This window comes from Fervidicoccaceae archaeon (assembly GCA_038878695.1).
GTDB lineage: Archaea > Thermoproteota > Thermoprotei_A > Sulfolobales > Fervidicoccaceae > JAVZVD01.
Genome location: JAVZVD010000001.1, coordinates 316,125 through 342,211, shown reverse-complemented (window position 1 = coordinate 342,211; position 26,087 = coordinate 316,125). Strand labels below are relative to the sequence as shown.

The following is a 26,087-nucleotide window of genomic DNA, read 5'->3' as shown; positions in this document are numbered from 1 at the left end:
ACTCTCGTTATCGTTCTCATCGGTTAGACTTTAGCTCTCTATTCCGTCTGCAAGCCATCAGCGTGACAAGCGCGCCCGCAAGTATAGACGATGCGTAAAGCGCTCTCGCAATTAGATCCTCCCCCGCGGGAACTTCGCGAGCCTTATTGGGTCTCACCGTGGCTATGGGAGGGAGCTCGGTCGGAGTAAAGATGGTAGAGGGGCTAATTGTCGATTCGAAGTAAAGCTCAGGCTGAGGAGCAAGCTGGGGGAGCAGGACCAGCGCCGCTTTAACGTTAGACCACTCGACGAGCAGAATCGCTGCCACCTCGACGCTCGGCAGCTCGAGAGGCGGGGCGTAGCATTGAGCCGGAGGCACGCTCAGCGTCTCGTTCTTCAGCGCGCGCTCGAGCAGTCCACCCGCATAAGTGTAGCTGCGCGCGGAGCCTCCCTCGAGTATTACGAGCCTTATCTCCGACGGTCTACCTAACTCTCCTGTCAGCATCTCAACATAATATCTGCCACGCCAGGGCTCATCGCAAGCGACAGTCTTTACGAGTAGAGCAGCCGCCCCGAATATTGTGATGTTTAGAGGACTGACCCTTATCACGAGGGGGGCCTCGCTTCCATCAGCGATAATCTTCGCCTTCACGCCCTGAGCTGCGATCTCCACTGCATTGGCAACTAGAGTCGTGTTACAGGGGACCTCGGAGAGCTCTCTCCCATCGATCTTCAGACTTATACCGTAGCTGGCGTAGGCGACGCGGGCAAGAGGGCGCTCGTCGCATCGGATCTCCGCGGAGCTCTCCAGCGCTCCGGCCAACGCTCCAAGGTATGTTAACGCTATGAGCGAAAACAGAAGTAATAGAATGGAGAGAGTCAGTTTCTCTTTAGAAGAAAAGATAAGTTCTATCTTTAATGTCTTTATTAATATTTTTCCAATTCTTTCTCGAACACTGCCATCTCTCGACGAACCCGTGTAGACCACGTGGGTAACTCCTCCGGTCTGAGTGGGTACTCCTCGTAGATCTTCTTTATCCTCTTCACGCTCGAAGATAGAAGGCCCAGACTCAAGAGTAACTTAGGCCTCTTGGCCATTTTTAGGAGGACAGAAAGCTCTGAGCTCACGCGATTAAGTACACTGTCTCTTATCTCGGCTCTCTTACCCAGAACGTCTACGTCCTCGCCGCTCACCACGCCTCTTTCTATTAGGAATTCCAGGTCCTCGTTTTCAAGGCGTTGCAAGAACATCCTGACTAGGTCCAGCGCGGCCTGCCTAGCGCCGAGCTCGTGCATATAGCAGATGTTGGCTGCCCACAACGACTCCAGCGAGGTCGGTAGCCCTCTCTCGGCAGCGCTTCTCAGAGCCTCGGAGAGACAATAAGCCGAAGTCATAGCGTAACCTATTCCTCCACCATGTAAGGGGTTCACGTGGAAGGCCGAGTCTCCCACTGCCGCTATTCCTTTCCACACGAGCGTGTCCAGTGGTCTTCTCGTCGGAACCTGCGCCCCCCCGCTTGCCACGTGTCTCTTAATCTTGATAATACTCCTCCTTGAGAGCAGACTCTCAAGCAGCGATGCTGGACTTAGATTACGCCCTCCCTGCACGCCTAGGCCTATGTTCACGAGATCACCGCCGTGGGGGAAGAGCCACCAATAGCCTCCCGGAGCCGCTTCTTGATCCAAGTATATTCTGAGGACCTCGGGCTCTTCGACCTCCTCGACTTCTGCTAGAATCCTATAAGCTATATTGGAGTCTCTCGCATCTAGCTGCTCCGCTAGGGGCCACTCCCGTGGCAACTTCCTCCTAACGATCGCCGCGACGCCGCTCGCGTCTACTACTAGCTCTGAGCGGATTTCGAACGTGCCCCCGCGAGCCGAGGCCCTTATCCCAACCACACCATCGGAGTCGAGCAATGGCTCGAGGACTCTCGTCTCTAGCAGAAGCTCCGCGCCTTTCCTCTCGGCTTCTCTTAGGAGGAGCTGTCCGTAGGATTTCCTGTCTATTATGTAGCCCCTGCCCCGCACCTCAACGTAGTTCCTGGAGCTCGGCGAGAACACCCTCACGGATCGCACGCTCTGCATCAGCGAGGGGCCGGAGGGCTCGGGCAGGCCCAGCCTCTCTACGTGATGGGCTCCGAGCGCGTTGCCGCAAGGTTTGCTCCAGACCTCTTCCCAGGACTTAGACTCTACGACTGCTATGCTGTACTCGGATCCTCTGGTGAGAAAATAAGCTAGAGCGGAGCCTGCCGGCCCCGCCCCCACCACGACCACGTCGTAGCGGAGAGAGCCCAATGTCCTCACTCTCGCGCGCAAATGCTCGAGAGAGCTTTTAGCGCCTTTTCCCTTAGTTGAGTCATCTCCTCTGGAGCAATGGGCTCGGACGTGATGACTCTTATATTGATGAGTTGCAAGATCCCCTTCCCTACGTTCAAAAAGACGAACTCTACCTTACCCGAGCTGAACTCGATAAGTCCACTAGCATCGACGTAGAGAAGCGAGGTCTCCCCGACACTCAACGAGCGACTTGGCTCGCGCGGCAAACGCTCGCAGCGTATTAAGAAGACATCGATGGAGTAGAAGCACTCAAGCTCGTCACACACTTCGAGGACTCTCTCGTGTTCTCGCGGCCAGTGCTCCCTCAGCTCGATGTCGTTCTTCGATTGCACGAAATCTTCAGCCTCTGCTCTCGACGCGCTCGATCTCGAAGTAGGTTGCAAGCTTCTCGCCACAGTAGGGGCATCTGTAGCGCAGCCTCTTCGCGTCGGCCTCGCAGAAAAACGCGTTCAGCGTCTTGCTACATTTATCGCAATAGTAAACGAGCCTCTTCGATATGTCGAGTTTGATCGAGCACACGGCGCACTTCTTTGTCACCCAGCCCAAATGGCCCATGGCGTTTATCCCGCGTGCTCTGCCCACAGACAATTTTCTTCCCCTCGGAGCTTCATGAGACCGAATGGAGTGACGAAATAGGATATTATAAGCGCGTGCCGAGGTCTGTCCCGAGAGAAGCTAACAGTTCTCCGGCGCCTTGCATTGCTCGAGCTAAATTTAAGAGCCCTTATCGCTATCTCAATTCGTCAGAGGACAACGAGGACTCGCGGGCGATGAGCGAGCTCGAGATCCCCGTAGAATGGAGGAGGTTCAGGTATCGAGGGAAGAGCCTAGAGGAGCTACTCACCATGCCGATGGACGATCTCGTAAAGCTTCTACCTTCGAGACAAAGAAGATCTCTCCTCAGAGGGTTCACACCGGCGCAGGTGAAGTTGCTACAAAACCTGAGAAAGGCGAAGAAAAGAGGGAAGGCTGTCGTTAAAACTCACGCGAGAGACGCTATAATTTTGCCCGAGTTCGTCGGCATGACGGTAGCCGTCTACAACGGTAAGGAGTTCGTTCACGTGAAAATAGTCCCAGAAATGATAGGTAGACGGCTGGGCGAATTCAGTCCAACAACGAAGATAGTTCATCACGGAGAGCCAGGCCTCAAAGCGACCAGGAGCTCAATGTTCGTCGCCATGAAGTAAGCGACGCTCTCCTGGAGTCCTCGGACAAAGAAGATCTTAATTAAGGAGGAACGTTAACCGCAAAGCCTTGCTCATAGAATTCACGCTCGCGGGAGGAAGAGGTCGACGTGAAGAGGTGGTCCTATAGCATTCAGCTGGCCGATGAGGCGCTCGTCGCAAAGGCCGTGGCGAGGGATTTACCTCTATCCGTGAAGAGGCTCGTCAACCTAGCAAGGGCCATAAAGGGAATGAGGCTCGAGGAAGCTAGAAGCTTCTTAGAGTTGGTGGCCGCTGGTAAGCAGCCCGTCCCGCATTGGAGATATAAAGGGAAGACGGCTCACCACAGGGGCGTCTCTGAGAGGTGGGGGGTCCCCCAGGCCAAATATCCGGTTAAGGCCGCGAGGCTTCTGTTGAAGCTGCTGAGGAATCTTGAGGCTAACGCTGAGAACAAGGACCTCGACCTCTCCAGGTTAAGGATAATTCACGTGGGCGTCCATAAGAGTTATACGCTGAAGAGATACATGCCCAGGGCCTTCGGCAGATCCACGCCAAAGTACAAACGACACTCTCACGTAGAAATTGTGGCAGTAGAGGCGTGAGGTTGAGGTAGAGCGATTTGGTCAACGTGAAGAGGTACTTCATTGAGAGAGGACTAACGAAGGTGAAGATCGACGAGTACATGGCAAAGCACTTCTACAGAGCTGGGTACGTTGGAGTTGATATTTACAAGACCCCTCTCGGCACGAGACTGGTCATATATGCCGAGAGGCCGGCCTTCATCATAGGGAGAAGAGGGCAGACCATAAGAACCCTCGGAGCCTTCTTCGAGAGACACTTCGGGCTCGAGAATCCCCAGCTCACGATTATGCCCATCGAGAATCCCGATCTCAATGCTCGCGTGGTGGCGTTCAGGATCGTCACGGCATTAGAGAGAGGCTATCACTTCAGGCGAGTCGCCAACGCCGCTCTCAAAAGGATAATGGCTGCGGGAGCCGTGGGAGCGGAGATAACGATTGCCGGGAAGCTCACGAGCGAGAGAGCTAGACACGAGAAGTTCAGGGCTGGTAAAATATACAAAACTGGGAGCCAGGCCACCCTGACGACGGAGAAGGCAGTAGCTCACGCGCTCCTCAAGCCTGGAATATATGGAGTTAAAGTAGTTATAGTGAAGCCTCTCAAGCCGGAAGACTATATGGCTTTGAGAGCCCCCGAGGGGGCGAGCCTCAGCGCTACGGAGGCGGAGGTGAGCGAGCGTGAAACCCGATGAGCTTAGAAAATTAAGCACGGAAGATAAGAGAGCTAGGCTAACCGAAATCAGACGAGAGCTCCTCAAATTGAGGATGCAGGCCGACCTAGGCACCCTTTCGAATCCTGGAAAGCTCCGCGCTCTGAGGAGGACGATAGCGAGGATCTCGACAATTTTGCGCGAAGAAGAGAGAGGAAGAGAGAGCTCCGTGGGAGCGAGTAGAGAGGGGAGGGGCTCGCGGGTATGAAGCGTCGTGTCCCTACATACAAAGACCTCTTTGGTAAATGGCTCGTCGTCGCTCATGCTCTCGACGACGGTTTAGTGGGCCTCTCCGGCGTATTACACAATGAGACTGCCAAGACTGTGGTGTTGAGCACCGCTAGAGGACCCAAGACTTTGTTGAAAACTTCTCTGATGAGTATGAACGTGTGCGAACGTGAGAATGAGCGTTGTAAGAAATTATACGCGTGGGAGCTCGCGGGAAGACCGCATGACAGATTGAAACGTAAGTATTGGAAGCGGGGGAGAAGTTTTGCCTAAGAAGAAGGCTTTGAGAGATCCCGGGGTCCCAGGAGTAGAGCTCCCTAAGACGACGTGCGACGACGAGAATTGCCCCTTCCATGGCTCTCTGAAAGTGAGAGGGCTGATTCTCGAGGGAGTGGTAGTGAAATCCAAGATGGAGAGGACCGTGGTGGTGCGACGCGATTACCTCCACTACGATGAAAAATACAGGAGATACGAGCGGAGAAAGAGCATACTACACGCTCATAATCCGCCCTGCATAAATGCCAAGGAAGGGGATGTCGTAATCGTGGGAGAAGTCCGGCCGTTGTCGAAGACCGTCTCGTTCGTCGTGCTGGCTGTTAAGAGGTAGGAAGCGGGGAATCGCGGTGGTTTCAAATGCCAAAAAAACTCTCTTATCAGAGGACGAGAGTCGCGGTCGGGCTACAAGTGGGAAGCAGAGTCAAGGTTGCCGATAATAGCGGAGCACACGAGGTCATGGTGATCGGCGTTCCGGGCTACAAGGGAAGACTTAGAAGGGTGCCCAGCGCTGGGGTAGGCGATTTGGTCATCGTTAGCGTCAAGAAAGGCATCCCGGAGATGAGGAAGCAGATCTTCCCAGCAGTGGTTGTGAGACAGAAGAGACCTTTCAGGCGGAAGGATGGCACGTGGGTGAGGTTTGAAGAAAACGCCGTAGTGATAATGACGCCCGAGGGAACGCCCAAGGGAACGGAGATACGCGGGCCCGTGGCGAAGGAGGCGGCAGAGAGATGGCCTAAGATAGCCGCTCTGGCTACTCTGATAATCTAAGCTGTCGCGGTGATAGAACTTGTCTTTCACGAAGTCATCACAACCTAGAAAGCAACGCAAAGCTCTTTACGAGGCGCCACTTCACCGAAGGCGCAAGCTCATGGTGGCCCCTCTCTCTAAGGAGCTGCGCGAGAAGTACGGAATAAAGAGGATCCCGGTCCGAGTGGGAGACATCGTGAGGATAGTGCGAGGATCCTTCATTGGGAGAGAGGGCAGAGTAGCTAGGGTCGATTTAGAGGACTTGCGGATATACGTCGAGGGGGTGACTAGAGAGAGGAGCGATGGGACCCCCATCATGGTTCCGATCCACCCGAGCAAAGTCGAAATAATTAAGCTCGAACTATCTGACAAGGCTCGAAGAAAACTCGTCGAGAGGCTGGGCAAGAGAGCAGGCGAGGTCGAGTAACTATGGCCAGGATGGGCGGAACCAGACATCTGAAGCCATATGCGGCTCCGAGCTTTTGGCCTATCCCCGTGAAGGAGAGGCCCTGGACCGTCAAACCGTCGCCCGGTCCTCACTCCGCTAACTCATCGATCCCTCTGTTATTAGTGGTGAGAGACCTCCTGGGTTATGCTACTTCAGCTAGGGAGGCCAGGAGAATTATCTCGAGCGGTCTTATCCGAGTCGATGGAGTTGCCAGGAAAGATTACAAATTCCCCGTTGGTCCGATGGATGTGATCCAAGTGGTGCCCGAGCACAGATTCTACAGAGTGATCCCCGATCCTACCAAGTTCTTGAAAATAGTAGAGGTGGGAGAAGACGAGGCGTCAATAAAACCCCTCAAGATAGTCGACAAGACCACCGTGAAGGGAGGACACATCCAGCTGCACCTAATGGACGGTAGAAACGTCCTAATTCGCGTCTCGGATCCTAGAAAGCCCGTGGAGGACGTCTACGAGACTAGAGGGACGTTAGTGATCAAATTGCCCTCGCAGGAGATCGTGGACTACATTCCGCTCCAGGTAAACAACTACGGATTGATCATGGCTGGTAGAAACGTAGGTAAGCACGGTAGGATAGCCGAAATAAGACGCCTCGAGAAGAGGAAGGGAGGAGAAGTCACCCTAGTTGACGACAAGAACACCACCCTGAGGTCTCTCATAGACTACGTTCTGGTCGTCGGGAGAGAGAGGCCTCTAGTGACGCTGTGAGGTGGTGGGATCCCTTGTTGACGCCAGAGCTGAAGTCCGGATCCGCGATGGTTAGCTTCGAGGAAGTCCTAGCAAGGGTCAGAGAGAGGTGGCGACGCAATCCAATGCTCAGACCTAGGATAGCCAAAGTCACTGTGAACGTGTGTCTAGGCGAGAGTGGCGAGAGGCTTCTCAAAGTCGCCGAGATGCTTAAGAAGTTGACAGGCCAAGAGCCGAAGCTCAGAAGAGCTAAGAGAACTATACGCGAGTTTGGAATAAAACGCGGGGAGCCCATAGCCGCAGCCGTAACACTCAGAGGAGAGAAGGCTCTGAGCTTTCTCAAAAAGGCCCTCAGTGCCGTAGGCAATAGATTAAAGTTCTCGAGCTTCGACGAGCACGGCAACGTGAGCTTTGGCATAGCCGAGTACGTCAGCATCCCCGGCGCAGTCTACGATCCGAACGTGGGGATGTTCGGTATGGATGTGTGCATCACAGTGGAGAGAGCCGGCTATAGAGTGGCTAGGCGGAGAAGAAGGCGTACCAGAATCCCCAAGAGGCATAGAGTCTCCAGAGAGGAGGCGGCTGCGCTTCTCGCCGAGGAACTCGGAGTGAAAATAGTCCCATGAGATGAGAGTCCATGGGTAAAATCAGACCTCCCAAGCCCAGGATCTACGGGCGCGGAGCCGTTAAGTGTAGGAGGTGCGGTTCTCACGACAGCGTAATTCGTAGATACGGCATCTACTTGTGCAGGCAGTGCTTCAGGGAAGTAGCCTTCGAGATGGGCTTTAGGAAATACATGTAGCGCGGGTGAGAGTGTTTGGTAGCCATTGATACGCTCGCTAACGCGTTGACCGCTATAACGAACGCCGAGGCCAGGGCGAAGAGAGAGGTCGTAGTCTATCCCGCCTCGAGGTTGCTCATAGAGGTTCTGAGAACGTTGCAGCGAGCAGGTTACATTGGCGAAATCGAGTACATTGACGACGGGAGGCAAGGCAAAGTTAAAGTCCAACTGCTCGGGAGAATAAACAAAGCCGGAGCAGTGAAGCCGAGGCACAGTGTTAAGCTCGCCGAATTGGTCGAGATGCCCCAGTGGCTAAGGAGGTATCTACCTGCTAGGGATATGGGCCTCCTGGTCCTCTCGACCCCCTCAGGCATTATGAGTCACAGAGAGGCCCTCGAGAGAAGGACGGGCGGAGTGCTCGTGGCCTACGTTTATTGACGCGCGAGGTGTTGTATGTTATGCGGAGCCTCCGAGAGAGCCGCGCAATAGACATTCCCAGCGGAGTTTACGTAGAAGTGCAAGGCAAAAGGGTCACCGTCCGGGGACCCAAGGGAGTGCTCACGCGCGACTTCAGTCACGCTCGCAAAGTCTCTATCACACTCAACGAGGATAAGATAATCGTCGAGACGCACTTTGCTGGACGAAAGGAGAAGGCTTTGGTTGGCTCCGTTGCCGCTCACATAAAAAACATGATCTTGGGAGTTACTAGAGGCTTCAGATATAAGATGAAGATAATCAGCACGCACTTCCCTATATTAATTGAAGTCGCGAAAGACGAGGTTCTGATAAAGAACTTCCTCGGTGAGAAGGCGCCGCGTAGGGCTAGGGTGGAGGAAGGAGTGCGGGTGTGGGTAGATGGGCAAGACCTGATCTTAGAGGGCATCGATGTTGAGAGGGTTGGGCAGACGGCCGCTAACATTGAGTCTGCCTGTAAAATCCGGGACAAAGATAGGAGAGTCTTCATGGACGGGATATATCTGTACGAGAGGGGATTCGCGAGTTGAGCCTCTCAGAGCGAGCCAAGACGCGGCGCACACTAAAAAGACTGCTAAAAAGGCTGAGGAGAAGAACTCCTGAGTTCAAGAGGAGACTCCACAACTCATTAAAGAAGTTCGAGCGAAGGGACTCGTGGAGGAAGCCGAAGGGTAACGACAATAAGATGAGGCTGCAGTTGAAAGGCTATCCGCCTATAGTAAAAGAAGGATATAGGAGCGCTAGGCTGATCCGTGGTCTTCACCCTTCCGGGCTCATCCCCGTTGTCATCGCAAACCTTAAAGATGCGGAGAGCCTGAGCCCCGATAAGCATGTAATCTACATATCGTCAACGGTCGGCTTGAGGAAGAGGGTCGAGCTCGAGAGGGTACTCAAGGAGAGAGGCTTCAGGATAGCGAATGAGAGGGGAGTGTCTTGACCGACTACACGCTACAGAAGAGGTTAGCTGCCGAGATCTTGGGAGTAGGTATTTCGAGGATTAAGGTGAAGATCGAGTCAGACGATGACCGCGAAGCATTAGAGGGAGCCATCACGCGAGACGACGTAAGGAGGCTCCTCGAGAGAGGTTTAATTCGCGTTGAGCCTGAGAAGTCGAACAGTCGGGGAAGAGCGAGAGAGAATAGAGAAAGGAGAAGAGAGGGCAGAAGCAGAGGGCCCGGCAAGCGTAAAGGCAAAGCCACAGCCAGGAGCGACGAGAAGAGAGCTTGGATCATGAGAGCTAGGAAAATGAGAAAATATTTGAAATATTTGAGAGATAAAGGTCACATAGATAGAAAAACATATAGAAAGTATTACATGCTTGTCAAAGGCGGGAAGTTCTCTAGCTTAGCCGCTCTGAGACTTTCTCTCGAGAAAGAAGTCTCTAGGAAATGATGAGGTGAGATCTTCTAATGGCTAAAGGCCCCAAATATAAGGTGCCCAGGAGGAGAAGGAGAGAGGGTAAGACGAACTATAGAAAGAGGTACATCATTATCTTATCTGGGAAACCGAGATTAGTAATAAGAAGAAGCAATAAATATATCGAAGCGAAAATAGTTAAAAGTAAGCCTCAAGGAGATGAGGTGCTCGTAGCCGCTCACAGTATAGAACTCGTCAAAAAATTCGGCTGGAAGGGGAGTACCTCATCTACGCCCGCCGCCTACTTAGTTGGATACCTCGTTGGGCTGAGGGCCCTTCGCTGTGGCGTGAAAGAAGCCGTCCCCGACATAGGGTTACACAGGCCTGTGCCCGGCGCAAGAGTGTTCGCCGTGATAAAGGGGTCTCGCGACGCAGGATTAAGCGTGCCAGCCTCAGAGCAGGTCCTCCCGAGTCCGGAGAGAATAAGAGGGGAGCACGTAGCAGCTTACGCCGAGCTCCTCGAGCGCGAGAACCCCGAGGCTTTGAAAGTCAGGTTCTCGTTGCTGCTGGCCCGCGGCTTTCATCCAAAAGATTACCCGAAGCACTTCGATGAGACACTGAGAAGGATAGCCGAGGAAGAGGGGGCCGCGGCCGCCAAGGCTCAAGCCGCGAGCGCAGAGGCAGCGAGGTGAATCTCTTGAGTGGCGACGTCCTTGAGAGGCGCGCGGAATTCTCTCGAGAAGAGTGGGTGCCTAGGACTAAAGTTGGTAGATTAGTTAAAGAGGGGAGAATTACAACTATTCAAGAATTATTTGAAATGAATTTACCGATACTGGAACCAGAGATAATAGATTATCTCGTGCCTAACCTGAAGAACGAAGTTATCGATATCAAGATAGTCCAAAGACAGACAGACGCCGGCGAGGTGTCGAGGTTTCGTGTGACGGTAGTAGTAGGCGATGAGGGCGGCCTGGTCGGCGTGGGAAGCGGCAAGGCCAAGCAACTTCGCGACGCCATAGAGAAGGCAATAGTCGATGCCAAGCTGAATATCATACCGGTGAGGAGAGGTTGCGGTAGCTGGGAATGCACCTGCGGTAGACCCCATAGCCTCCCCTTTAGGGTAATAGGTAAGTGCGGAAGTGTTCGCGTCACTCTCTATCCGGCTCCGCGCGGCACGGGCTTAGTGATCGGGGACGCGGGCAAAGTCGTCCTAAGGTTGGCCGGCATCTTGGACGTGTGGTCCAAAACGCTCGGTAACACGAGGACCACGTACAACTTCGCTAGAGCGGTTTACGATGCGCTCAGAAGGACGTATGCTCTGGTGACGGTCGAGGACTGGAGAGCGTGGTGATTCTAGTGGAGGTGGAGAAGACGAGACCTGCGAGCGCTGAGAAAGCGCTACTGGCTATAGTGAGGATCCGAGGAAGTGTAAACGTTAGACCGGAGGTGGAGAGGGCTCTGCGACATCTCAGATTGACAAGGAGATACTCAATGGTCATATTCCCCGCCGACAAGCCTGGTCTCGAAGGCATGCTCAGAGTGGCGTCTAGTTGGATAACATGGGGAGAAATCAACAGAGAGGTTCTAATCGAGGTTCTTAGAAGGCGCGGCAGGGTTCCTGGCGGAGCGAGGCTCACCGACGAATACGTGAAGAGTCGGCTCGGGCTCTCGGGCATCGAAGAGCTGGCGGATAAGCTCTTATCTAGCGAGCTAGAGCTCCACAAGCTTGAAGCATACGTAAAGCCAGTTTTCAGACTCTCTCCTCCGCGCGGAGGATTCAAAAGGACGATTAAAAAACCGATAAGTTCCGGCGGTGAGACAGGCTATCGGGGGAACCGCATCAACGAGCTCATATTGAGAATGCTGTAGTGTCCTCAGATCGTAGCGAAGAGGGGTCGGGGGCATGGTAGCCCGAAGGAGGAAGAAGAGTAGGAAGCTCAGAGGCAGAACTAGGACCATGGGATGGGGGAGGATAGGACAGCACAGAAAAAGCGGTTCGCGAGGAGGGCGCGGAGCTGTCGGTTTTCATAAGCATAAGTGGAGCTGGACGGTCAAGTACGCTCCCGATTGGTACGGCAAGCACGGCTTCACGAGGCCTCAGCCGCTGTCGAGTGAGCCGAAAACGATCAACGTCGGAGAGCTCGTCGAAAAGCTCGAGGAGCTGAGAAACCTCGGTTCAGTGCGCGAGGAAGACGGGCTTCTTGTTTTAGATCTAGCGAAAGCGGGCTACACGAAGCTGTTGGGAAGCGGCGACGTGAGCGTCAGAGTCAAGGTGCTGGTGCCGAACGCCACCAAGAGAGCTGTGGAGAAGATTCGTAGCTCGGGCGGAGAAGTCATTTTAACACGCGAGAGGAGCGGATAGAGGCATCGGGTCCCCTAAATCAAGCACGTAACGCGATGCAAAAAGCAGCCCGGGAGCAAGAGCGATGGTTCTCATAGAGTTCTTCTCGAAGCTTTCCAGTTTTCTGCCCAGCGTCAGGAGGCCTGCCAAGAGGCCCACGTTAACCAGGAGGCTCGCCCTGACGGGCCTCATCCTCATATTATACTTAATCATGAGCGATATTCCTCTCTACGGAGTCGAGAGAACCGGGCAGGCGCAGATCTACTTGTTCAATATAATCTTTGCGTCGAACGCGGGAACCTTGATGGAGTTAGGGGTAGGGCCTATAGTCACGGCCGGTCTGATTTTGCAGATACTCGTTGGGGCCAAGATCGTTAAGCTCGACCTCTCCGTGCCAGATGAGAGGAGGAAGTTCACGGCTGCCCAAAAGAGTCTGGCGCTATTCTTCGGGTTCTTCGAAGCCCTGATCTACGTGCTGGCCAGCAGGTACTGGCCCTACGTGGGAAACCCTATCACGGGCTCGGAAGCATCCTGGGCCGTTAGAGCTGCCGTGCTTCTCCAATTGACCGCTGCCACATACCTAGTGGTGCTCTTCGACGAGATGCTGCAGAAGGGCTGGGGCATCGGAAGCGCCATCAGCCTCTTCATATTGGCTGGCGTCGCCAAAACAATGTTCTGGGATCTCCTGGGCTACACTCCCTATTACGGTCAACACGTCGGCTTCATCCCCTTCCTGATACAATCGATATCGAGCGGCAACTTCAATGCTGTAGTATTGAGAAGAGGGCTCCCCGACTTAGTAGGCTTCGCTGCTACTCTCGTTGCGATAATAGTGCTAGTTTACCTGCAAGGAATAAGAGTAGAGATACCGATAACTAGCCAGAGGTTCCGAGGAATCAGAAGCAAAATACCTCTGAGCTTCATATATGTAACTAACATTCCTGTTCTCCTCGTGGGGATCGTGGTCGCAGACTTCCAACTCTTCAGGAACGCTCTAGCCTCCGTAGCCGGGAGCGGAAACCTCGGTTATAAGGTCCTAGATTGGCTTGTCCACTACATGAGCCCCCCGAGGGGGCTGGCCAACGCCATCGAGGATCCTCTGAGAGTAGCTATTTTCGTTCTCTCGTGGTTGATTCTCGGTATTCTCTTCGGCTACATGTGGGTTGAGATAGCTGGGCTGAACCCGAGAGCGCAGGCCGATAATATCATCAAGGGAGGCCTCGATATCCCGGGCATCAGGAGGAACCCGAAGGCCTTGGAGAGGCTTCTCGCGAAGTACATCTACCCGCTCACATTGATTAGCAGCGCCATAGTGGTGTTAATCGCCGTGGTCTCGGACATATTCGGAGCCTATGGAAGCGGCACTGGGATCCTATTAAGCATCGGGATAATCTATCAGTACTACGCGATAATATCGAGAGAAAGAGCTCTAGAGGCCTACCCGCTCCTCAGGAGAGTCCTAGGTGAGGAATGAGGCTTAAAGGCTCGATGCGCGCTCTCCTCTGAGAGCGATGCACGAGATGCCGCGGGACGGGTGAAGGTTCTTGCCTCCTAGGAACCCCTTCAAGACGGTAGTGGTCACGGGCGTGCCGGGGGTGGGTAAGACCACCGTCCTGAGCGAGCTCAAGAGGCTCGCTCAAGAGAGCGGCGTAGACCTTGTTGTGGCTAACTTCGGCGATTACATGTTGAAAGTAGCCGTCGCGAGAGGCCTAGTCGAGAGTCGGGACGAAATGAGGCGACTTCCTCATAGAGTCCAACTCGATCTTCAGGAGCTTGCCGCGCGGGAAATAGTGAGCGACGCGGCAAAGAGGCTCGGTCAGGGAGGCGTATTAGTGGTTGACACGCATAGCGTCGTCAAGACCTCCTCGGGCTATTGGCCGGGTCTGCCCGAGCACGTTGTGAGTGCGCTGAACCCCGATAGCATTGTGTTGATAGAAGCCGACCCAGAGGAGATACTTGCGAGGCGGGAGAGCGATGCTTCTCGCCGTCGCTCAGATGTAGGGAGCTCTCCCGAGGCATTGAGAGAGCTTATGCACATGGCCAGAGTTGCCGCCATGTCCAGCGCCGTCCTGACTGCCTCGAGCGTCTTCATAGTAGTGAACCCCCAAGGTAGGCCCGAGGAGGCGGCCGCTAAGATTCTCGAGCTCGTGGCTTCTCTGTGAGCGTGGCGAGGCTTGCTCTCGGAAGATCTCGTAGCAGTGGTCGGCTCGTATACGCTAGGAGCCTCCTGCTCGCTGTTAACGGGCTACGTCGTGAGGTATTTTGGTAATCCAACTGAAATGAGGAGGCTCAGGGAAGAGATCGAGGCTCTCTCGAGTCAGATGCCCTCTAAGCGAGATAGGGCTCTCTTCCCGAAGCTCGACAAGAAGGCCAGAAAGCTACAGAGTCAGTTGTCGTTGCTTAGGAGGAGGCACTTCAATCTAGCGATGAAGAGGGCTTTCCTCGTGGCTGGCGTCTACGTCCTCGGCTTCGTAATAGCGATAATGTTTTTGCCTCCTGTGGTGAGCTCGCCAGTGCACATTCCAATGTTAACAGGGATTGCCGAGGGCGGGCCCTACATACCGACGCTTTTCCTCTACATCTTTGTCTTATTCGTCTTGTCCCCTCTGACTCAACGAATTGTTGAACAATCTTAACAATAATTATTTAATTCTATAACCTCTTATCCTATCTATCAAATCTATAGTTAGATTTTCATAAAATGCTTTAACAAGTTCTATGGCATTGACTAGATCCTCGAGATCTAGAACCTCAACAGGGCTGTGAATGTATCTAGTTGGTATGCTCACGGTGGTGGCCGGCACCCCTTCCCTATTGAGCTGTATAGCAGTAGCATCGGTTGTTCCTCCCGGGAGGACCTCGGGCTGGTGGGGTATGCCGCGCTCCTTGGCCGTCTTCCTTAGCAGCTCCACCAGCTTAGGGTTTGATATCAGGCCGCTGCCAGCTCGCCCATCCATTATCTTGATCGCTGGACCTTGGCCGAGCTTCGCTACTGCGTCCTGAGGCTCCACGCCTGGCAGGTCGTTAGCTGCCGTGACATCGACAGCGAGCGCTACGTGAGGCTCCACCCAAAAGGCGCTTGTTCTGGCGCCTTTCAAGCCAACCTCCTCCTGAACCGTGGCCACCGCAACTACATCGACCTCTCTCGGCTCGATCTCGCGGAAGACGCGAGCGAGCACGACGAGTCCAGCTCTATCGTCGAAAGCCTTTCCTGTGACCCTCGTGCCGGCGAGTCTCTCGACAGGTGCGTCCACAACAACGATCGAGCCTTTCGCGATTCCCAGGCTCTCGGCGTCACTGCGGCTTCTCGCGCCGACGTCTATGTAGAGCTTCTCAATTTCTACGACCTGCTTCCTCTCCTCCTCCTTCATGAGGTGCGGGGGCTTGGAGCCTACTACACCCGGTATCCACCTCCCATCGAGAGTCCGCACTTTAACTCTAGTGCCGGGCAGGATCCTCTCATTCCATCCTCCTATAGGAGAGAAGAAGATGAAGCCGTTATCGTCTATGTGTCTGACCATTAAGCCGATCTCGTCCATGTGGGCTGCCAACATGAGGCGTCTCTTCCCGGTTCCTCTTTTGATGGCTACTACGTTTCCGAGCGCGTCAACGTATAACTCATCGGCGTGATCCTTCAGAAGCTCTACGATGGCTTCTCTTACTTCATCCTCATAACCGCTGGGTCCTCCTATCTCGGATAGCCTCTTCAGATCCGCGAAGAGCTCCCCGAGCGAGGTCCCACTCAACCGGCATCCCCTGCAACGCAGAGATTGCTTAGGATGAAGCTCAAGGTGATAGGAAGTCCTGGACCTTCGGGGGCTCTAGCGATAATCCCTTCCTCTCTCGTATCTTCCTAATGAGCTCCGGCAGAAGCGACTCCGGGACTGGGGCCCATCGACTGAATTCCATACCCCAGAAGGCTCTACCAGACGTCGCGCTCCGTATCTCTGTGGCTAAGTCGAAGGTCTCCGAGACGGGTAGCTCGCAGATTATCCTTGTCAGATCTCCGACCTGAGTGACGTCGTAAATCTTCCCCCGCTTCTTCGTTAGGACTGCCGTCACGGCGCTCATATATTGTAGAGGCATTCTGATATCGAGCTTTTGGAGTGGCTCTAAGAGGGTCGGCTTGGCAGAGAGGAATCCGGCGAAGATCGCATTTCTCACGGCCGGATATATCTGGGCGGGGCCTCTGTGAGCTGGGTCCTCATGTATTATGGCGTCATGTAAGATCACCTTGACTCCTCGGATGGGCTCCATGGCCAGCGGGCCGTTGCGCATCGCCAGCCTGAAAGCCTGTACTATGGTGTCGTGGACCTCGCGTAGATACTGCACGCCGACGGTCCTATCAACGAATATGTTGAGGTTCTCGTCGATGGCCCAGATCCTTCTAGCCTCGTCGGTCTCCCAGCCCGCCTTCTCGCGCAAGATCTTGGCCCTCTCTCTAGCGTCCTGGTCTTCCGTAACCATTCCCTCTTGAAGAAGAGCTATGGTCTCTTCGTTCAGAGGCTCCACGCTGAGATAGAACTTGTTATGCTTGTTGGGACTCTTACCCTCGAAGACTTGGCTTGCCGCTCTGATGCTTTCACGATACACGATGATGGGGGGCGAGGTCTTTACTTCTACATCGTAATTCTCCTTGAGAAATGTGAGGGCTATTTCGAGATGAAGCGGTCCCATACCTGAGAGCAGATATTCGCCCGTCTCTTCGTTGATCCTCAAAATCAGGTTTGGGTCCTCTATGGTTAACTTATGCAATGCGTCGACCACTTTAGGTAGGTCTTTTGCGGAGAGAGGCTCCACTGCTATCGTGACGACGGGCTCGCTGACGTACTTGAGCCTTTCGAAGGGCGAGGCTATCTCTTTGTACCTTACGTCCACTAGAGTCTCGCCCGCCTTAGCTCTATCGACTCCTAGAACCGCCAGTATGTTGCCAGCTGAGACTCTCTCAACAATCTCTCTGACGGGACCCATGTAGATGCTCGTCTGAAGCACTCTCTGAGCGGTGCGCGCGTTGACCAACCACACCTCGGTGCCAGCCTCGATGGTCCCACTAAAAAGTCTGCCCGTAGCCACTATGCCAGCGTGTCTATCGACACGTATGTCGTTGACCAGCATGACAGGGGGCCCGTTGGGATCTGCTTCGAGCATTGCCTTGCCGAGCTCGGAGTTCATGTCGCCTTTCCAAATCTTGGGCAGCCTGTACTTCTGCGCCTCTCTCGGGTTTGGCACAAACTTGACCACCATGTCGAGCAAAGCTTCGTAAAGTGGAGCGGTTTGGGCCAACTCCTCCACAGAGTTCTCTCCGCCGCGCGAGTAAGCATCTACCACATCACTTATCTTGAGGCCCTTGCTAGCTGCGGTGGGCACAGTGAGGCCCCACTTGTCTCTCGCCGACCCAAAGGCTACCATACCCTTGGCCGGATCGAGTAACCACTTATCGCGAAATTCCGGATCTGCATTATTGCTTATTATTGAATTGACTTCTTTTATTATTTCAACGAATCTATGTTGTATTTGAGTAGAAGAATATTTTAGCTCTTTTATTAGTCTGTCTACTTTGTTAATAAATAGTAAGGGGCGTACCCTCTCTTCGAGTGATTGCCTTAGGACCGTCTCGGTCTGCGTCATAACGCCCTCAACTGCGTCTACCACTACTATCGAACCGTCGAGTACCCTGAGGCTCCTCGTGACTTTACCGGTAAAGTCCACGTGACCAGGCGTGTCGATGAGGTTGATTATGTAGGGTCTGCCCTTGTACTCGTGATAGAGGCTTATGTTAGCGGCCTTGACGGTGATCCCTCTCTTCTGTTCCACCTCCAGATAGTCCGTGGCTAGAGCCTCGCCAGCTACCTTGAACGAGATTATGCCAGCCGCCGCTAACAAAGAATCTGTTGTGGTGGTCTTTCCGTGGTCTACGTGAGCAATTATTCCTATGTTCCTTACCTGCTCCAGATTTCCCATCATCTTCGCTATCTCGGATACCATCTTATACTTGGGCATGTCCGCCACCGAGACGTGTCTGCGGTTCTACTCCCCCGCTTCTCAACGAGGTCTCCCCTCGAGAATTTATAACGATTAGGTTGAGAGGGCGGCCGGCCCAATCTCTCCTCACCCGCAACGCATATCCGAGACCTCGCGAACTTGCGAACTCGATGGGTTTCGCGAGCGTGCCCAACGTCAGAGCGATCATCACCACATCGCGAGAGCCCTCTAGGAGGACGAGGAGTCTGACCAAAGAGCTCGCCCTGCTCTCTCGGCGCGTGATCCTTTTGAACCGAGGCAAGAGGACTCTCCCGGAGCTCTTCGAAGCGGCCATGGCAAGCGGAGCCTCAATTCTCTGTGTGGTGAACGAGAAGAGGGCTAACCCGAGCCTCCTAAGGATCTATAATGTGGGCGCGGATCTGCTGAGTGGCGCTTTCCATCGGTACAGCCTGTTCCTCGTTGGCGTGAAGCTCTCACGCGAGGGGGGAAGTCTCAAGAGCGTGGGGGCGCTCGAGAAGGCTGAGCTCGTTATAGAAGCCCCTATCAATGACGAGAGGTCAAGATTAACCGCGCTAGCTTTGGGCGAGGTCTACGACGCGAGACCTCAAACTGGTAGACGAGAGCAGGGCGTGCTTTACATACACGTACGTGACATAGAGAAGTGCACCGAAGTGTATTTCACAACGTTCCTCGACCGTGAAGTACGCATCGGTCCCGTGCTCAGGGTCGGGGAAGCCAGGCTTGTCGAGCGCGAAGTTCACGCGAGAATTTGAAGCGAAGTTGGAGCTCGAACTCTCCGACGAGCGAGAGGCGGAGACTCTACTTAAAGCATTGAAGCCCGAGTCGCTTAGCGCCCCCTCTGATAAGAGGGGGACCGTTGAAGTGCACCGCGAGGGAGCAAGGCTGCTCGTCGAGATCTATGCGAAGGACGTCGGCTCGCTGAGAGCGCTCCTTAACTCCGTGATATATATGGTCTACGCCGCCCTCGAGTCGCTCGAGAGAAGTCGTCGCGGTGGAGCTCGCGGCCGAGAGAGGGAGGAGAATAATTAATTGGCCTAGCGCCTCAGGCTGCTTAGGTGAGAAGCTCTGGCCGAGCAGCTTCCGCCCGAGATACAAGAGCTTGCACAAGAGCTCGATAGAGCTCAAGAGAGATACATCGCGATAGTCAATCAGAGAATAATCATCGAGAACGAGAACAAGGAGATAGAGCGAGTATTAGAGGCTCTCAGCGAACTCGAGGAGAACTCTAAAGTCTATAGACTCATTGGTAATGTATTATTTGAACAAAATAAAACTAAACTCATAGAGTCTCTTAAAGAAAAGAAAGAAACAAATGATTTGTTATTAGAAAGATTTAGAAGAGAGGAGGAGAGGCTGAAGAGACAGCTACAGGAGCTCCAAGAGTCCCTTAGAATTAAGGTAGCACAACACTATCAGCGGGCAGCCAGAATTGAGAAGCAATCTGCCTCGTAAGTCCCGCGCGTCACGCAGCGGTCTCCGGTTAAGCCAAGAAGACCTGCTCCGCTTGGTGGCCTCGGTAGACGAGGTCGTGGATCGCCTAAGCAGGGAGCGGGGCTCGCGCATTGAGCTCAGCGTAGTGCGCCTAGACTTGGGGGAAGACGGCACCCTCTCGGTAGGGGTCGAGGTGCTCGCGAGAGGAGACGAGGTCACGCCGAGAGAGGCTATAGATAGAGAGGCCTTGATCGCGATCAGAGAGATCCGGGAGGCGATCTCGAATGAGCTCGGGAAGCTTGCTCGAGAGCCTGAGAGAGTCGTGGAGGCTACTAGAGAGGCTTCTACTGGAGAGAGCTCCTAGAAAAATACTCCTTGTAACACACATTAATGCCGACATAGACGCCGCCGCAGCCTGCACTGTGCTCAAGCAATATCTCCTTTCGGTACTCGACGGCAATGTGACGGTGGATCTCGCATCGCAGGGAGGGCCCTCGGTGGCTGCTCGCGAGGCGTGCGCGAGGTGGGGCTCTTCGGAGAGGTGGCTCGAGCGTTACGAGGAGGGCGAATACGACTGCGTCATTGTAGTTGATGCGGCCTCTGAGCAGCATCTGGGCGACTTCTCTCGCGCGCTCTCCGGGAGCGCGCGCGCTCTCAAGCTCCTCATAGACCACCACCAGCGAAACGAGCTCCTCCGTGCAGTCGATGCATCGCTGCACGAGCCGAGATGCGCCTCCTCGTCCGAAATCGTTGCCCTAGTGCTTCCAGAAAGGGCTCGCAGCAAGGAGGCCTCGTGTCTTCTCATGGCCGGGATAATAGCCGACACAGGGCGCTATTCTCGGGCTTCGCCCTTGACTTTCCTAGCGTCCTACGAGCTCTACGAATCTTGCGGTCAGCCGATCTCGGAGCTCGCCGTTGCCCGATCGGAGCTGTCGGAGCGCGTAGCCAAATTGAAGGCGCTGCAACGGGCTGTCGTTAGGAGAGAGGGGGATTTAATAGTCGTGGCCACGCACGTGGGGAGTTACGAGGGGCAAACCGCCTCCTCGATCATAGGTCTCGGAGCCGACGTTGCATTGGTCTGCTCGTCGAAGGAGGAGAGCACGATCGTGATCTATAGGTTCTCCGAGAGAGTCACGGAGGAAGCAACGCGCAACATATTGAAGGAACTCGAGATTCTCCTGGGAAGCAAGTGGTTTGGTCACCTGCGTGCCGGGGTCTTCAAACTAGCTAAATCTTACTCGAAGAGGGAGCTGCCCCTATTGAGCAGAAAATTGGCTGACTCCGTAATTAAAGCTCTCGAGAAAGACTCTAACATAGAAGAAAGAAGAGAGAAATTGTAGCCCCCTTAGAACTGCTTCGACAAGCCGGTTTTCGGGACATAAGCCCCTCCTGCCCACTTAGCACCACACTTCTCGCATCGCCATATTCCAATTGCTTCTCTGGTCGTCTTCCCGACGACCCCACATGCCGGGCACGCGTGCGGAGCGTACCTCCTTTCCATTACTTCCTTCCATCTCTTCCGCAGAGTAGAACCGTACCTAGCCCCGAATCTACCAGCAATTCCTACGCTCTTAGTCTTGCCCATACTCTCCGCCTCGGATCTCGCCGTTCCTCTATTTCGTCCTTATCTCACCCTACCGATCCTACCCCGACGTTTTCGCTATTCTTCTAGCGTAACTGTTTCTGGTTCTTCGACACGTCGAGCGTTATATAGTTTAAGCCGCCTTCGATATCGCGGTGTTGCAACTAACCAGCCACCGCGTCCCCGGAGGTGCACTTCTGCGTATCGAGCGAAGACTCCAGTTGTGCGAAGTACTTCACAGCGGTCTTCCAAGCTAGATCTAGGGCTTCATCGATCTCTCTCAGCGTGAGCGCGCCGAAACCCGCTTTCTGTGCGCCGACCACCTCGCCGCTTTTATTGAAAGCTATCGTGAATCTTACATCGGCTACGGCCTCCTCCTCATCGTTGGGATCTGCGACGAAGTAGTCCCCTATCTTAGCTACTGTCGAAGTGACGACCCAGTTCTTTATCTCGAGACATTTATCTCGAGACCCGCGGATCAACTTAACGGAGTTGCCCGACATCTCGAGCTTAGGCAACCTCGTCGTCGCTAAGGCTGACATGGCCGCCAAGGATGCGGCATCTATAAGATTTCCCGCGTGACTCATGATATAGAGGTCGCACCAGACCACTAGAACCCTGCTCCCGGGGATGAGAGCGAGGGCCTTTAGGTCTAGCGTCTTTCCCGCCCGGAGCGACCTATCGATGACACGAGCGAGCTCGGCCGCGTTCTCGTCTGGAGGGCCTGGTTCGAAAAACGGAGAGGCTATGGGGACGAACTCCGCGTTGACTATTAGAACTCCCTCATCGGGCGTATCGGGGAACGGCGCGCCTAACTCGAGTTTTATCCCAGCGAGGACTAGAGTCTCGCCCAGCTTTACTAGAGCTGACCCATTAGCGCGCTCCGCGTAGTTAGTAACTATCTCTATTTTCCTCGGCTCATCGAGTTTCCTATTATCTATCCTGCGGCCCTCCGCGAGCAGAGAGAGCATTAAGTCCTTCTTCATTTTGGGAACGAGCGGGAGCTGTGTCGGAGTTATGGACATGTTTCCTTCACCCGCCTCCCACTTCGGCGAGCTTCGATACCTTCTCTCTAAGAACCTGCTTCTGGATGATATAGATCTCCTTGATGGCCTTGATAGCTAGATTCAGAGCCTCGCTTAACTCGCTCCGCGTGAGCACCCCGTTGAGCTGAAACAGTACTATCTTCCCCAATCCCGGCATCATAGCCACGGGCATGTCGGCCTCTCCCGCGCTGTCCTCGATCTCGTCCACGTCCACGACCAGTTTCCCCGCGATCTTTCCGATGGCCACTCCGGCTACGAGATCACGCATCGGTATGCCCGCATCAGCGAGAGCCAGCGAGGCCGCGGTCACGCCAGCGGTTCTCGTGCCTCCGTCGGCTTGGAGGACTTCAACGAATACGTCTATCACTGTCCTCGGATAGAACTCAGTTAGTACCGCTGCTTCAAGGGCCTCGCGCATGACCTTGGAGAGCTCGATTTCCCGTCTAGTAGGTGCGGGGCTCCTTCTCTCTAACGTGCTGAAAGGAGCCATGTGGTATCTGAGACGTATGAGAGCTCTGTCGGGCATCATGAGGTGTCTCGGGAGAGCTTCTCTAGGCCCATAAACTGCCGCCACCACTCTGGTCTTGCCATATTCTACGAGAGCCGAGCCTTGAGCCTTAGGTATGACTCCCAGAGCCATTCTGACCGGTCTCATCTCATCGGGTCTCCTACCATCATGCCTGAGACCCGTCTTTTCGTCGAAGAGCGTCACCTCGGCTTTGCTCAAGCGAGAATCCCCTCCTTCTGGGCTCTGATGTAGCTCGCGAGCTCTTGGGGCTTTGGCGGCTGCATAGAGCGCGCGTCCAGCATTTTCAACGTCAGCACAGCTATATCCTCACTCTTGGAGTCCGATCCCTTCACCCACGCTCTCGCATTGTTACCTAAAACGAGCTTCGTCTGGGTCTCCTCACTCAGCACATTCAAAAGCGTCCTCCTGCTCAGGAGTCTTATGGTCGTCACCATACTCACTTCGACTACCTTACCTTCGACTATCTTCCCCAGCTCTTTGCCCTTCAGCGTGAGAAGCGGGACCCTATTTCTATCGAAAGCGATCACGCGAGCCAACAAATACTCCCCTACGTCTATGTATTTTCTGAGGCTATCCACGTGAGCCTGCCTGAATAGCGTCTCGCTCAGAGGGAGCTGGGCCTCGTAGGGTCCGTTAATGTCGACGCTCCAGTACGACGTTCCCACGTCTTTGACTAATCCTATCACCAAGTCGCCCGGCCTGGGGATATAATAGAGCTGAAGTGGCGTGAACCATATCTTATCTCCTCTGATCTCTACTACGCCCGCTACGGCCGCGTAGAGCGTTTCGTTTTCTATATAGAGGTATGGCGAGGGGACCTCGAAGTCCTTCTTTACATACCTAGCTATGGGATCGCCTGGAGCCACGACATCGCGCTGCTGAACTAAGTATTCCATTTCTCCGACTTACCACTTGACCCTGCGCGTTGCCCCCCTTATTTGGCGTTTCTTTCAAATCGCAGCGAGCTTTTCTCGCCTTCGCGGGATCTCTCCGGCCATTCGCGATGCCGTTAAGGTCGTGTTAATCGTCGCGAAGATGGTTGGGTCGGCTCAGCGTTTTACTGTAAATGCGTTGTCCCGATTATCTCCACCGTGGCCTCTCCCCGACATAAATTGTTTAATTTGTCCAAGACTTCGGTCTGCATGCCGGCCGGTATCTCGAGCTCTAGCAGCAGAGCTCCGTCTTTAGACCACTCTACTCTCTTAACATCTCCTAGGTTCTTGACGCGCGGGTAGGCTCTGCTCGCGTGGGCTTGAGGTATTCTGACTCTCAAGAGTGCTCTGGCGAGCTTTATGGGCATCACTCGACTTAGCACCTTTACTATGGCCAGCGCCTGTTCCTCGACCGGCTTGAATAGGTCCACGCTGACCTTCGCCTCTTCCATAGCTGCCTCAATGCGCTGAGGCGGTATAGGGGTCTTGGTCCTAGGATCTATGGCATTGCGCGAAATGTATGTCACCACGAGCTTGCGCTTCGCCTCGAGCATCTTCCTCCTCTGCTCAGCGGTGAGCTGGAGTTCTCCCCGCCGAAGAATTACCTCGGCCACGGCTACGGGGTCATCGGTGCCAAAGACCTTCTTCAATTCATCTGGACTGGCCTTTAGGCCCTTCTTAGCATCTTTGTAAACGAAGTCCCCAACCAACACTTCCTTTGCGCTGGGCAGCCCGCGCTCTCTAAATTCCATGGCTCGTTCCGGGTCCACCAGCACCTCGAACCGCTTGCCCCCGACCTCGTATCGAGCCACTACGTACTCTCGAGAACTCAAAGAGGCCCCTCTCCCATGTTTTTCGTTTTTCTCCATCTCGGGCAAAAGAGCTTTCTGCGAAAAGCTCTAGCTAGCGCTTTCTCCGCGCTAGAATGGGCTCTCGATACATCATTAAGGCTTCAGAATGGCGGGCCCGCCGGGATTCGAACCCGGGACCTACGGGTTAAGAGCCCGCCGCTCCACCAGGCTGAGCTACGGGCCCACCATCTCCGCCCTCTAAGGTCAGAGAATTTTAAATCTTCTTGAAGGCGGCATCGGCTATACTCGTTCGATGGGAGCCTCAAAAGCGCCTGCCACCCCGCAGACCTGATCTCTCAGAAGAATTCTATCTCTTCTCTCCCCAGCGAAGAGCCCCTCTCTATGATGCATCCTAACTCTCGGAGTCTATCGTATACTTTCTCCACTGCCTCGAAGACTTCCCCCTCTCTCTTGGCTCCGGTGATCACCATCTTCCCGCTGCTAAATATCAGAAGCACGACGTGTGGGTCTCTCATACGGTATATCAGTCCGGGAAACTGCTCGGGTTCGTACATGTTGTTTTCGAGCTTGTAGGCGGCTTCTTCCAAATTAACTTCGACTCCCAAGTTAGCCGAGGCGACTATATTCTGGATCTGTATCTTCGGTTTACCTCTGATCTTTATTCCATGATCATATAAAACTTTTATTATCTTTTTGACTGCTCTAATTAATTCTTGAGTATTTTTAGCTCCAGTTACGACCATTTTTCCAGATTTAAATATGAGAGCAGTTACTTTAGGCCTATTTAATCTGAAGACCAGCCCGGGGAACTGATCGGGATTGTACTCTATTCCAGGCACCTCGCGCTCTATCTCGTGTAGATCCAGTGGGTGCTCCAGCGTCACCGTCGCTACTATGTTTTCTATGTTAGCTGTAGGACCGTGAGCATCGCGGAGAACTCCCACAAACGGTACCTCCTACGGAGTTTAAAAGAGAGTTCAGAGAAGAGATATTTGTATCTTCTCTTCGTCAAGTGCTCTTCCAACTCGAGATCTAAGTAACGAGGACCCTGCCTCCGCCTCTCCTCTTCAGCGCTCGTAGCTCTTTGTACGCGAGAGCTCGCCAAGGAGTCGAAACGAGTTCCCTCCGAGTCCTCGCCACCGCGCAGGATACCATGCCCTCAATAGCAACTATGCTGATGCTCGCTCCCAAGCGGGAGATCGCCTCGCGGATCTCCTCCAGTGCCGGCAATAGTTCGCGCGGCTTCACGAAAGGAAACTCTAACAGCGCTTCTTCGGTGCCGCGCTCGGGGTCGAGGCCGTAGATCACCACACCGCCGTAGTTCCGAGCAAGTCTCTCAATTAGTTCCGTGAGTTCACCGGTTATGAAGTTTGGCTTATAGGGATCAAGTCCGAACTTCTTGGTAAGCTCCTCGAATTTATCTAAATCTAGTACTACTATCGTGCCTTGGACCAGAGACGCGCTTTCGTTTATTGATCTGCTTCTCCTCGACACCAAATGAGCCCCCGGGTTGCTCTTATCAGGTCCCCCGAGTAGAGAGCAGTAAAATCAGAGTGATGCTAGGCTCATCATTCCTCTGGAGGTCAAGGGCTGCCCACTACATCATCCAAAAAGAGTTTCATCTCGCTAG

Annotated in this window: 39 protein-coding genes and 1 tRNA gene; 26 read left to right on the top strand and 14 right to left on the bottom strand. The window is 54.1% G+C overall.

The annotated features are described in order from the left end of the window. Positions 1 to 16 precede the first annotated feature (16 nt). From QXU97_01985 to QXU97_01970, 4 genes are all read right to left on the bottom strand, one after another. Positions 17 to 802 carry a hypothetical protein gene (locus QXU97_01985; protein MEM4035376.1) on the bottom strand — a complete coding sequence of 262 codons (786 nt, stop codon included), beginning with the start codon at positions 800 to 802 and terminating at the stop codon, positions 17 to 19. Between the two features lie 104 nt (positions 803 to 906). Then, the gene (locus QXU97_01980; GenBank protein ID MEM4035375.1) at positions 907 to 2,274 is read right to left on the bottom strand and encodes a geranylgeranyl reductase family protein; all 1,368 of its coding nucleotides are present in this window, start codon (positions 2,272 to 2,274) and stop codon (positions 907 to 909) included. Positions 2,275 to 2,279: 5 nt separating this feature from the next. Continuing rightward, positions 2,280 to 2,648, bottom strand: a complete 369-nt coding sequence (locus tag QXU97_01975; protein MEM4035374.1) for a hypothetical protein — start codon at positions 2,646 to 2,648, stop codon at positions 2,280 to 2,282. 7 nt (positions 2,649 to 2,655) lie between these two features. Next, positions 2,656 to 2,904: a hypothetical protein gene (locus QXU97_01970; protein ID MEM4035373.1), complete on the bottom strand. Its 249-nt coding sequence runs from the start codon at positions 2,902 to 2,904 to the stop codon at positions 2,656 to 2,658. Positions 2,905 to 3,086: 182 nt separating this feature from the next. Here QXU97_01970 and QXU97_01965 point away from each other — a divergent pair, with 182 nt between their 5' ends. The 22 genes from QXU97_01965 (at position 3,087) to QXU97_01860 (ending at position 14,758) form a co-directional block, all read left to right on the top strand. Then, complete coding sequence (locus tag QXU97_01965) at positions 3,087 to 3,503, top strand: 30S ribosomal protein S19 (GenBank protein ID MEM4035372.1); 417 nt, start codon at positions 3,087 to 3,089, stop codon at positions 3,501 to 3,503. A 107-nt stretch (positions 3,504 to 3,610) separates the two neighbouring features. Next, a complete protein-coding gene (locus QXU97_01960; GenBank protein ID MEM4035371.1) occupies positions 3,611 to 4,081 on the top strand; it encodes a 50S ribosomal protein L22 in 471 nt (156 codons plus the stop codon). 26 nt (positions 4,082 to 4,107) lie between these two features. Continuing rightward, positions 4,108 to 4,749, top strand: coding sequence for a 30S ribosomal protein S3 (locus tag QXU97_01955; GenBank protein ID MEM4035370.1), 642 nt, complete (start codon positions 4,108 to 4,110; stop codon positions 4,747 to 4,749). Further along, entirely contained in the window at positions 4,736 to 4,975 is a 240-nt protein-coding gene (gene rpmC, locus QXU97_01950; GenBank protein ID MEM4035369.1) for a 50S ribosomal protein L29, read from the top strand. The genes QXU97_01955 and rpmC overlap by 14 nt, the downstream gene beginning before the upstream one ends. After that, positions 4,972 to 5,268, top strand: a complete 297-nt coding sequence (locus QXU97_01945; protein ID MEM4035368.1) for a hypothetical protein — start codon at positions 4,972 to 4,974, stop codon at positions 5,266 to 5,268. Before rpmC ends, QXU97_01945 begins: the two co-directional genes overlap by 4 nt. Further along, entirely contained in the window at positions 5,261 to 5,602 is a 342-nt protein-coding gene (locus QXU97_01940) for a 30S ribosomal protein S17 (GenBank protein MEM4035367.1), read from the top strand. Before QXU97_01945 ends, QXU97_01940 begins: the two co-directional genes overlap by 8 nt. A 26-nt stretch (positions 5,603 to 5,628) precedes the next feature. After that, entirely contained in the window at positions 5,629 to 6,039 is a 411-nt protein-coding gene (locus QXU97_01935; protein ID MEM4035366.1) for a 50S ribosomal protein L14, read from the top strand. 19 nt (positions 6,040 to 6,058) lie between these two features. Next, positions 6,059 to 6,445 (top strand): 50S ribosomal protein L24, encoded by a 387-nt coding sequence (gene rplX / locus QXU97_01930; protein ID MEM4035365.1) that lies wholly within the window; start codon positions 6,059 to 6,061, stop codon positions 6,443 to 6,445. A gap of 2 nt (positions 6,446 to 6,447) precedes the next feature. Further along, the gene (locus QXU97_01925) at positions 6,448 to 7,191 is read left to right on the top strand and encodes a 30S ribosomal protein S4e (GenBank protein ID MEM4035364.1); all 744 of its coding nucleotides are present in this window, start codon (positions 6,448 to 6,450) and stop codon (positions 7,189 to 7,191) included. 17 nt (positions 7,192 to 7,208) lie between these two features. Then, a complete protein-coding gene (locus tag QXU97_01920; protein ID MEM4035363.1) occupies positions 7,209 to 7,796 on the top strand; it encodes a 50S ribosomal protein L5 in 588 nt (195 codons plus the stop codon). 11 nt (positions 7,797 to 7,807) lie between these two features. Further along, positions 7,808 to 7,972, top strand: coding sequence for a 30S ribosomal protein S14 (locus QXU97_01915; protein MEM4035362.1), 165 nt, complete (start codon positions 7,808 to 7,810; stop codon positions 7,970 to 7,972). A gap of 15 nt (positions 7,973 to 7,987) precedes the next feature. Then, positions 7,988 to 8,389 carry a 30S ribosomal protein S8 gene (locus tag QXU97_01910; protein MEM4035361.1) on the top strand — a complete coding sequence of 134 codons (402 nt, stop codon included), beginning with the start codon at positions 7,988 to 7,990 and terminating at the stop codon, positions 8,387 to 8,389. Beyond that, positions 8,386 to 8,955 carry a 50S ribosomal protein L6 gene (locus QXU97_01905; GenBank protein MEM4035360.1) on the top strand — a complete coding sequence of 190 codons (570 nt, stop codon included), beginning with the start codon at positions 8,386 to 8,388 and terminating at the stop codon, positions 8,953 to 8,955. The genes QXU97_01910 and QXU97_01905 overlap by 4 nt, the downstream gene beginning before the upstream one ends. Continuing rightward, positions 8,952 to 9,362: a 50S ribosomal protein L32e gene (locus tag QXU97_01900; GenBank protein MEM4035359.1), complete on the top strand. Its 411-nt coding sequence runs from the start codon at positions 8,952 to 8,954 to the stop codon at positions 9,360 to 9,362. The genes QXU97_01905 and QXU97_01900 overlap by 4 nt, the downstream gene beginning before the upstream one ends. Then, positions 9,359 to 9,817, top strand: a complete 459-nt coding sequence (locus tag QXU97_01895) for a 50S ribosomal protein L19e (GenBank protein ID MEM4035358.1) — start codon at positions 9,359 to 9,361, stop codon at positions 9,815 to 9,817. The genes QXU97_01900 and QXU97_01895 overlap by 4 nt, the downstream gene beginning before the upstream one ends. A 17-nt stretch (positions 9,818 to 9,834) precedes the next feature. Then, the gene (locus QXU97_01890; protein MEM4035357.1) at positions 9,835 to 10,473 is read left to right on the top strand and encodes a 50S ribosomal protein L18; all 639 of its coding nucleotides are present in this window, start codon (positions 9,835 to 9,837) and stop codon (positions 10,471 to 10,473) included. Beyond that, on the top strand, positions 10,470 to 11,132 hold the full coding sequence (locus tag QXU97_01885; GenBank protein ID MEM4035356.1) for a 30S ribosomal protein S5: 663 nt from the start codon (positions 10,470 to 10,472) through the stop codon (positions 11,130 to 11,132). The genes QXU97_01890 and QXU97_01885 overlap by 4 nt, the downstream gene beginning before the upstream one ends. Continuing rightward, the gene (locus QXU97_01880; GenBank protein ID MEM4035355.1) at positions 11,126 to 11,650 is read left to right on the top strand and encodes a 50S ribosomal protein L30; all 525 of its coding nucleotides are present in this window, start codon (positions 11,126 to 11,128) and stop codon (positions 11,648 to 11,650) included. The genes QXU97_01885 and QXU97_01880 overlap by 7 nt, the downstream gene beginning before the upstream one ends. A 34-nt stretch (positions 11,651 to 11,684) precedes the next feature. Then, positions 11,685 to 12,143, top strand: coding sequence for an uL15 family ribosomal protein (locus QXU97_01875; protein ID MEM4035354.1), 459 nt, complete (start codon positions 11,685 to 11,687; stop codon positions 12,141 to 12,143). A gap of 64 nt (positions 12,144 to 12,207) precedes the next feature. Continuing rightward, a complete protein-coding gene (gene secY / locus QXU97_01870) occupies positions 12,208 to 13,596 on the top strand; it encodes a preprotein translocase subunit SecY (GenBank protein ID MEM4035353.1) in 1,389 nt (462 codons plus the stop codon). A gap of 70 nt (positions 13,597 to 13,666) precedes the next feature. Beyond that, entirely contained in the window at positions 13,667 to 14,284 is a 618-nt protein-coding gene (locus QXU97_01865; protein MEM4035352.1) for an adenylate kinase, read from the top strand. Between the two features lie 12 nt (positions 14,285 to 14,296). Next, positions 14,297 to 14,758, top strand: coding sequence for a hypothetical protein (locus QXU97_01860; GenBank protein ID MEM4035351.1), 462 nt, complete (start codon positions 14,297 to 14,299; stop codon positions 14,756 to 14,758). A 6-nt stretch (positions 14,759 to 14,764) separates the two neighbouring features. Here QXU97_01860 and QXU97_01855 read toward each other — a convergent pair whose 3' ends face one another. Together QXU97_01855 and QXU97_01850 are read right to left on the bottom strand one after the other, a co-directional pair. Next, a complete protein-coding gene (locus QXU97_01855) occupies positions 14,765 to 15,868 on the bottom strand; it encodes a M42 family metallopeptidase (GenBank protein MEM4035350.1) in 1,104 nt (367 codons plus the stop codon). Positions 15,869 to 15,908: 40 nt separating this feature from the next. Beyond that, positions 15,909 to 18,122 (bottom strand): elongation factor EF-2, encoded by a 2,214-nt coding sequence (locus QXU97_01850; protein ID MEM4035349.1) that lies wholly within the window; start codon positions 18,120 to 18,122, stop codon positions 15,909 to 15,911. Between the two features lie 152 nt (positions 18,123 to 18,274). Here QXU97_01850 and QXU97_01845 point away from each other — a divergent pair, with 152 nt between their 5' ends. From QXU97_01845 to QXU97_01830, 4 genes are all read left to right on the top strand, one after another. Next, positions 18,275 to 18,877, top strand: a complete 603-nt coding sequence (locus tag QXU97_01845) for a hypothetical protein (protein ID MEM4035348.1) — start codon at positions 18,275 to 18,277, stop codon at positions 18,875 to 18,877. A gap of 7 nt (positions 18,878 to 18,884) precedes the next feature. Then, a complete protein-coding gene (locus QXU97_01840; GenBank protein MEM4035347.1) occupies positions 18,885 to 19,154 on the top strand; it encodes a KEOPS complex subunit Pcc1 in 270 nt (89 codons plus the stop codon). Between the two features lie 475 nt (positions 19,155 to 19,629). Continuing rightward, positions 19,630 to 19,920 (top strand): hypothetical protein, encoded by a 291-nt coding sequence (locus QXU97_01835; GenBank protein ID MEM4035346.1) that lies wholly within the window; start codon positions 19,630 to 19,632, stop codon positions 19,918 to 19,920. After that, a complete protein-coding gene (locus tag QXU97_01830; GenBank protein MEM4035345.1) occupies positions 19,841 to 20,896 on the top strand; it encodes a DHH family phosphoesterase in 1,056 nt (351 codons plus the stop codon). The genes QXU97_01835 and QXU97_01830 overlap by 80 nt, the downstream gene beginning before the upstream one ends. Positions 20,897 to 20,901: 5 nt before the next feature. On the opposite strand, the gene QXU97_01825 is transcribed toward QXU97_01830, so the two are convergent. The 8 genes from QXU97_01825 to QXU97_01790 form a co-directional block, all read right to left on the bottom strand. Beyond that, positions 20,902 to 21,141, bottom strand: a complete 240-nt coding sequence (locus QXU97_01825; protein ID MEM4035344.1) for a 50S ribosomal protein L37ae — start codon at positions 21,139 to 21,141, stop codon at positions 20,902 to 20,904. A 161-nt stretch (positions 21,142 to 21,302) separates the two neighbouring features. After that, entirely contained in the window at positions 21,303 to 22,163 is an 861-nt protein-coding gene (gene rrp42 / locus QXU97_01820) for an exosome complex protein Rrp42 (protein ID MEM4035343.1), read from the bottom strand. 7 nt (positions 22,164 to 22,170) lie between these two features. Further along, positions 22,171 to 22,911 (bottom strand): exosome complex exonuclease Rrp41, encoded by a 741-nt coding sequence (gene rrp41, locus QXU97_01815; GenBank protein MEM4035342.1) that lies wholly within the window; start codon positions 22,909 to 22,911, stop codon positions 22,171 to 22,173. Beyond that, entirely contained in the window at positions 22,908 to 23,609 is a 702-nt protein-coding gene (locus tag QXU97_01810; protein MEM4035341.1) for an exosome complex protein Rrp4, read from the bottom strand. The genes rrp41 and QXU97_01810 overlap by 4 nt, the downstream gene beginning before the upstream one ends. 161 nt (positions 23,610 to 23,770) lie before the next feature. Then, positions 23,771 to 24,478: a ribosome assembly factor SBDS gene (locus tag QXU97_01805; protein ID MEM4035340.1), complete on the bottom strand. Its 708-nt coding sequence runs from the start codon at positions 24,476 to 24,478 to the stop codon at positions 23,771 to 23,773. Between the two features lie 125 nt (positions 24,479 to 24,603). Then, positions 24,604 to 24,680 (bottom strand) — tRNA-Lys (locus tag QXU97_01800). Positions 24,681 to 24,792: 112 nt separating this feature from the next. Continuing rightward, positions 24,793 to 25,401, bottom strand: a complete 609-nt coding sequence (locus QXU97_01795) for a TATA-box-binding protein (GenBank protein ID MEM4035339.1) — start codon at positions 25,399 to 25,401, stop codon at positions 24,793 to 24,795. An 88-nt stretch (positions 25,402 to 25,489) separates the two neighbouring features. After that, positions 25,490 to 25,951 (bottom strand): hypothetical protein, encoded by a 462-nt coding sequence (locus QXU97_01790; GenBank protein ID MEM4035338.1) that lies wholly within the window; start codon positions 25,949 to 25,951, stop codon positions 25,490 to 25,492. Positions 25,952 to 26,087: the final 136 nt, after the last annotated feature.

Coding starts and splice junctions, on each gene's coding strand:
- secY (MEM4035353.1), top strand. CDS start 12,208: ATGGTTCTCATAGAGTTCTTCTCGAAGCTTTCCAGTTTTCTGCCCAGC.
- QXU97_01850 (MEM4035349.1), bottom strand. CDS start 18,122: ATGCCCAAGTATAAGATGGTATCCGAGATAGCGAAGATGATGGGAAAT.
- QXU97_01965 (MEM4035372.1), top strand. CDS start 3,087: ATGAGCGAGCTCGAGATCCCCGTAGAATGGAGGAGGTTCAGGTATCGA.
- QXU97_01830 (MEM4035345.1), top strand. CDS start 19,841: ATGAGCTCGGGAAGCTTGCTCGAGAGCCTGAGAGAGTCGTGGAGGCTA.
- QXU97_01925 (MEM4035364.1), top strand. CDS start 6,448: ATGGCCAGGATGGGCGGAACCAGACATCTGAAGCCATATGCGGCTCCG.
- QXU97_01810 (MEM4035341.1), bottom strand. CDS start 23,609: ATGGAATACTTAGTTCAGCAGCGCGATGTCGTGGCTCCAGGCGATCCC.
- QXU97_01845 (MEM4035348.1), top strand. CDS start 18,275: ATGGGTTTCGCGAGCGTGCCCAACGTCAGAGCGATCATCACCACATCG.
- QXU97_01935 (MEM4035366.1), top strand. CDS start 5,629: ATGCCAAAAAAACTCTCTTATCAGAGGACGAGAGTCGCGGTCGGGCTA.
- QXU97_01890 (MEM4035357.1), top strand. CDS start 9,835: ATGGCTAAAGGCCCCAAATATAAGGTGCCCAGGAGGAGAAGGAGAGAG.
- rrp42 (MEM4035343.1), bottom strand. CDS start 22,163: ATGTCCATAACTCCGACACAGCTCCCGCTCGTTCCCAAAATGAAGAAG.
- QXU97_01945 (MEM4035368.1), top strand. CDS start 4,972: ATGAAGCGTCGTGTCCCTACATACAAAGACCTCTTTGGTAAATGGCTC.
- QXU97_01825 (MEM4035344.1), bottom strand. CDS start 21,141: ATGGGCAAGACTAAGAGCGTAGGAATTGCTGGTAGATTCGGGGCTAGG.
- QXU97_01915 (MEM4035362.1), top strand. CDS start 7,808: ATGGGTAAAATCAGACCTCCCAAGCCCAGGATCTACGGGCGCGGAGCC.
- QXU97_01875 (MEM4035354.1), top strand. CDS start 11,685: ATGGTAGCCCGAAGGAGGAAGAAGAGTAGGAAGCTCAGAGGCAGAACT.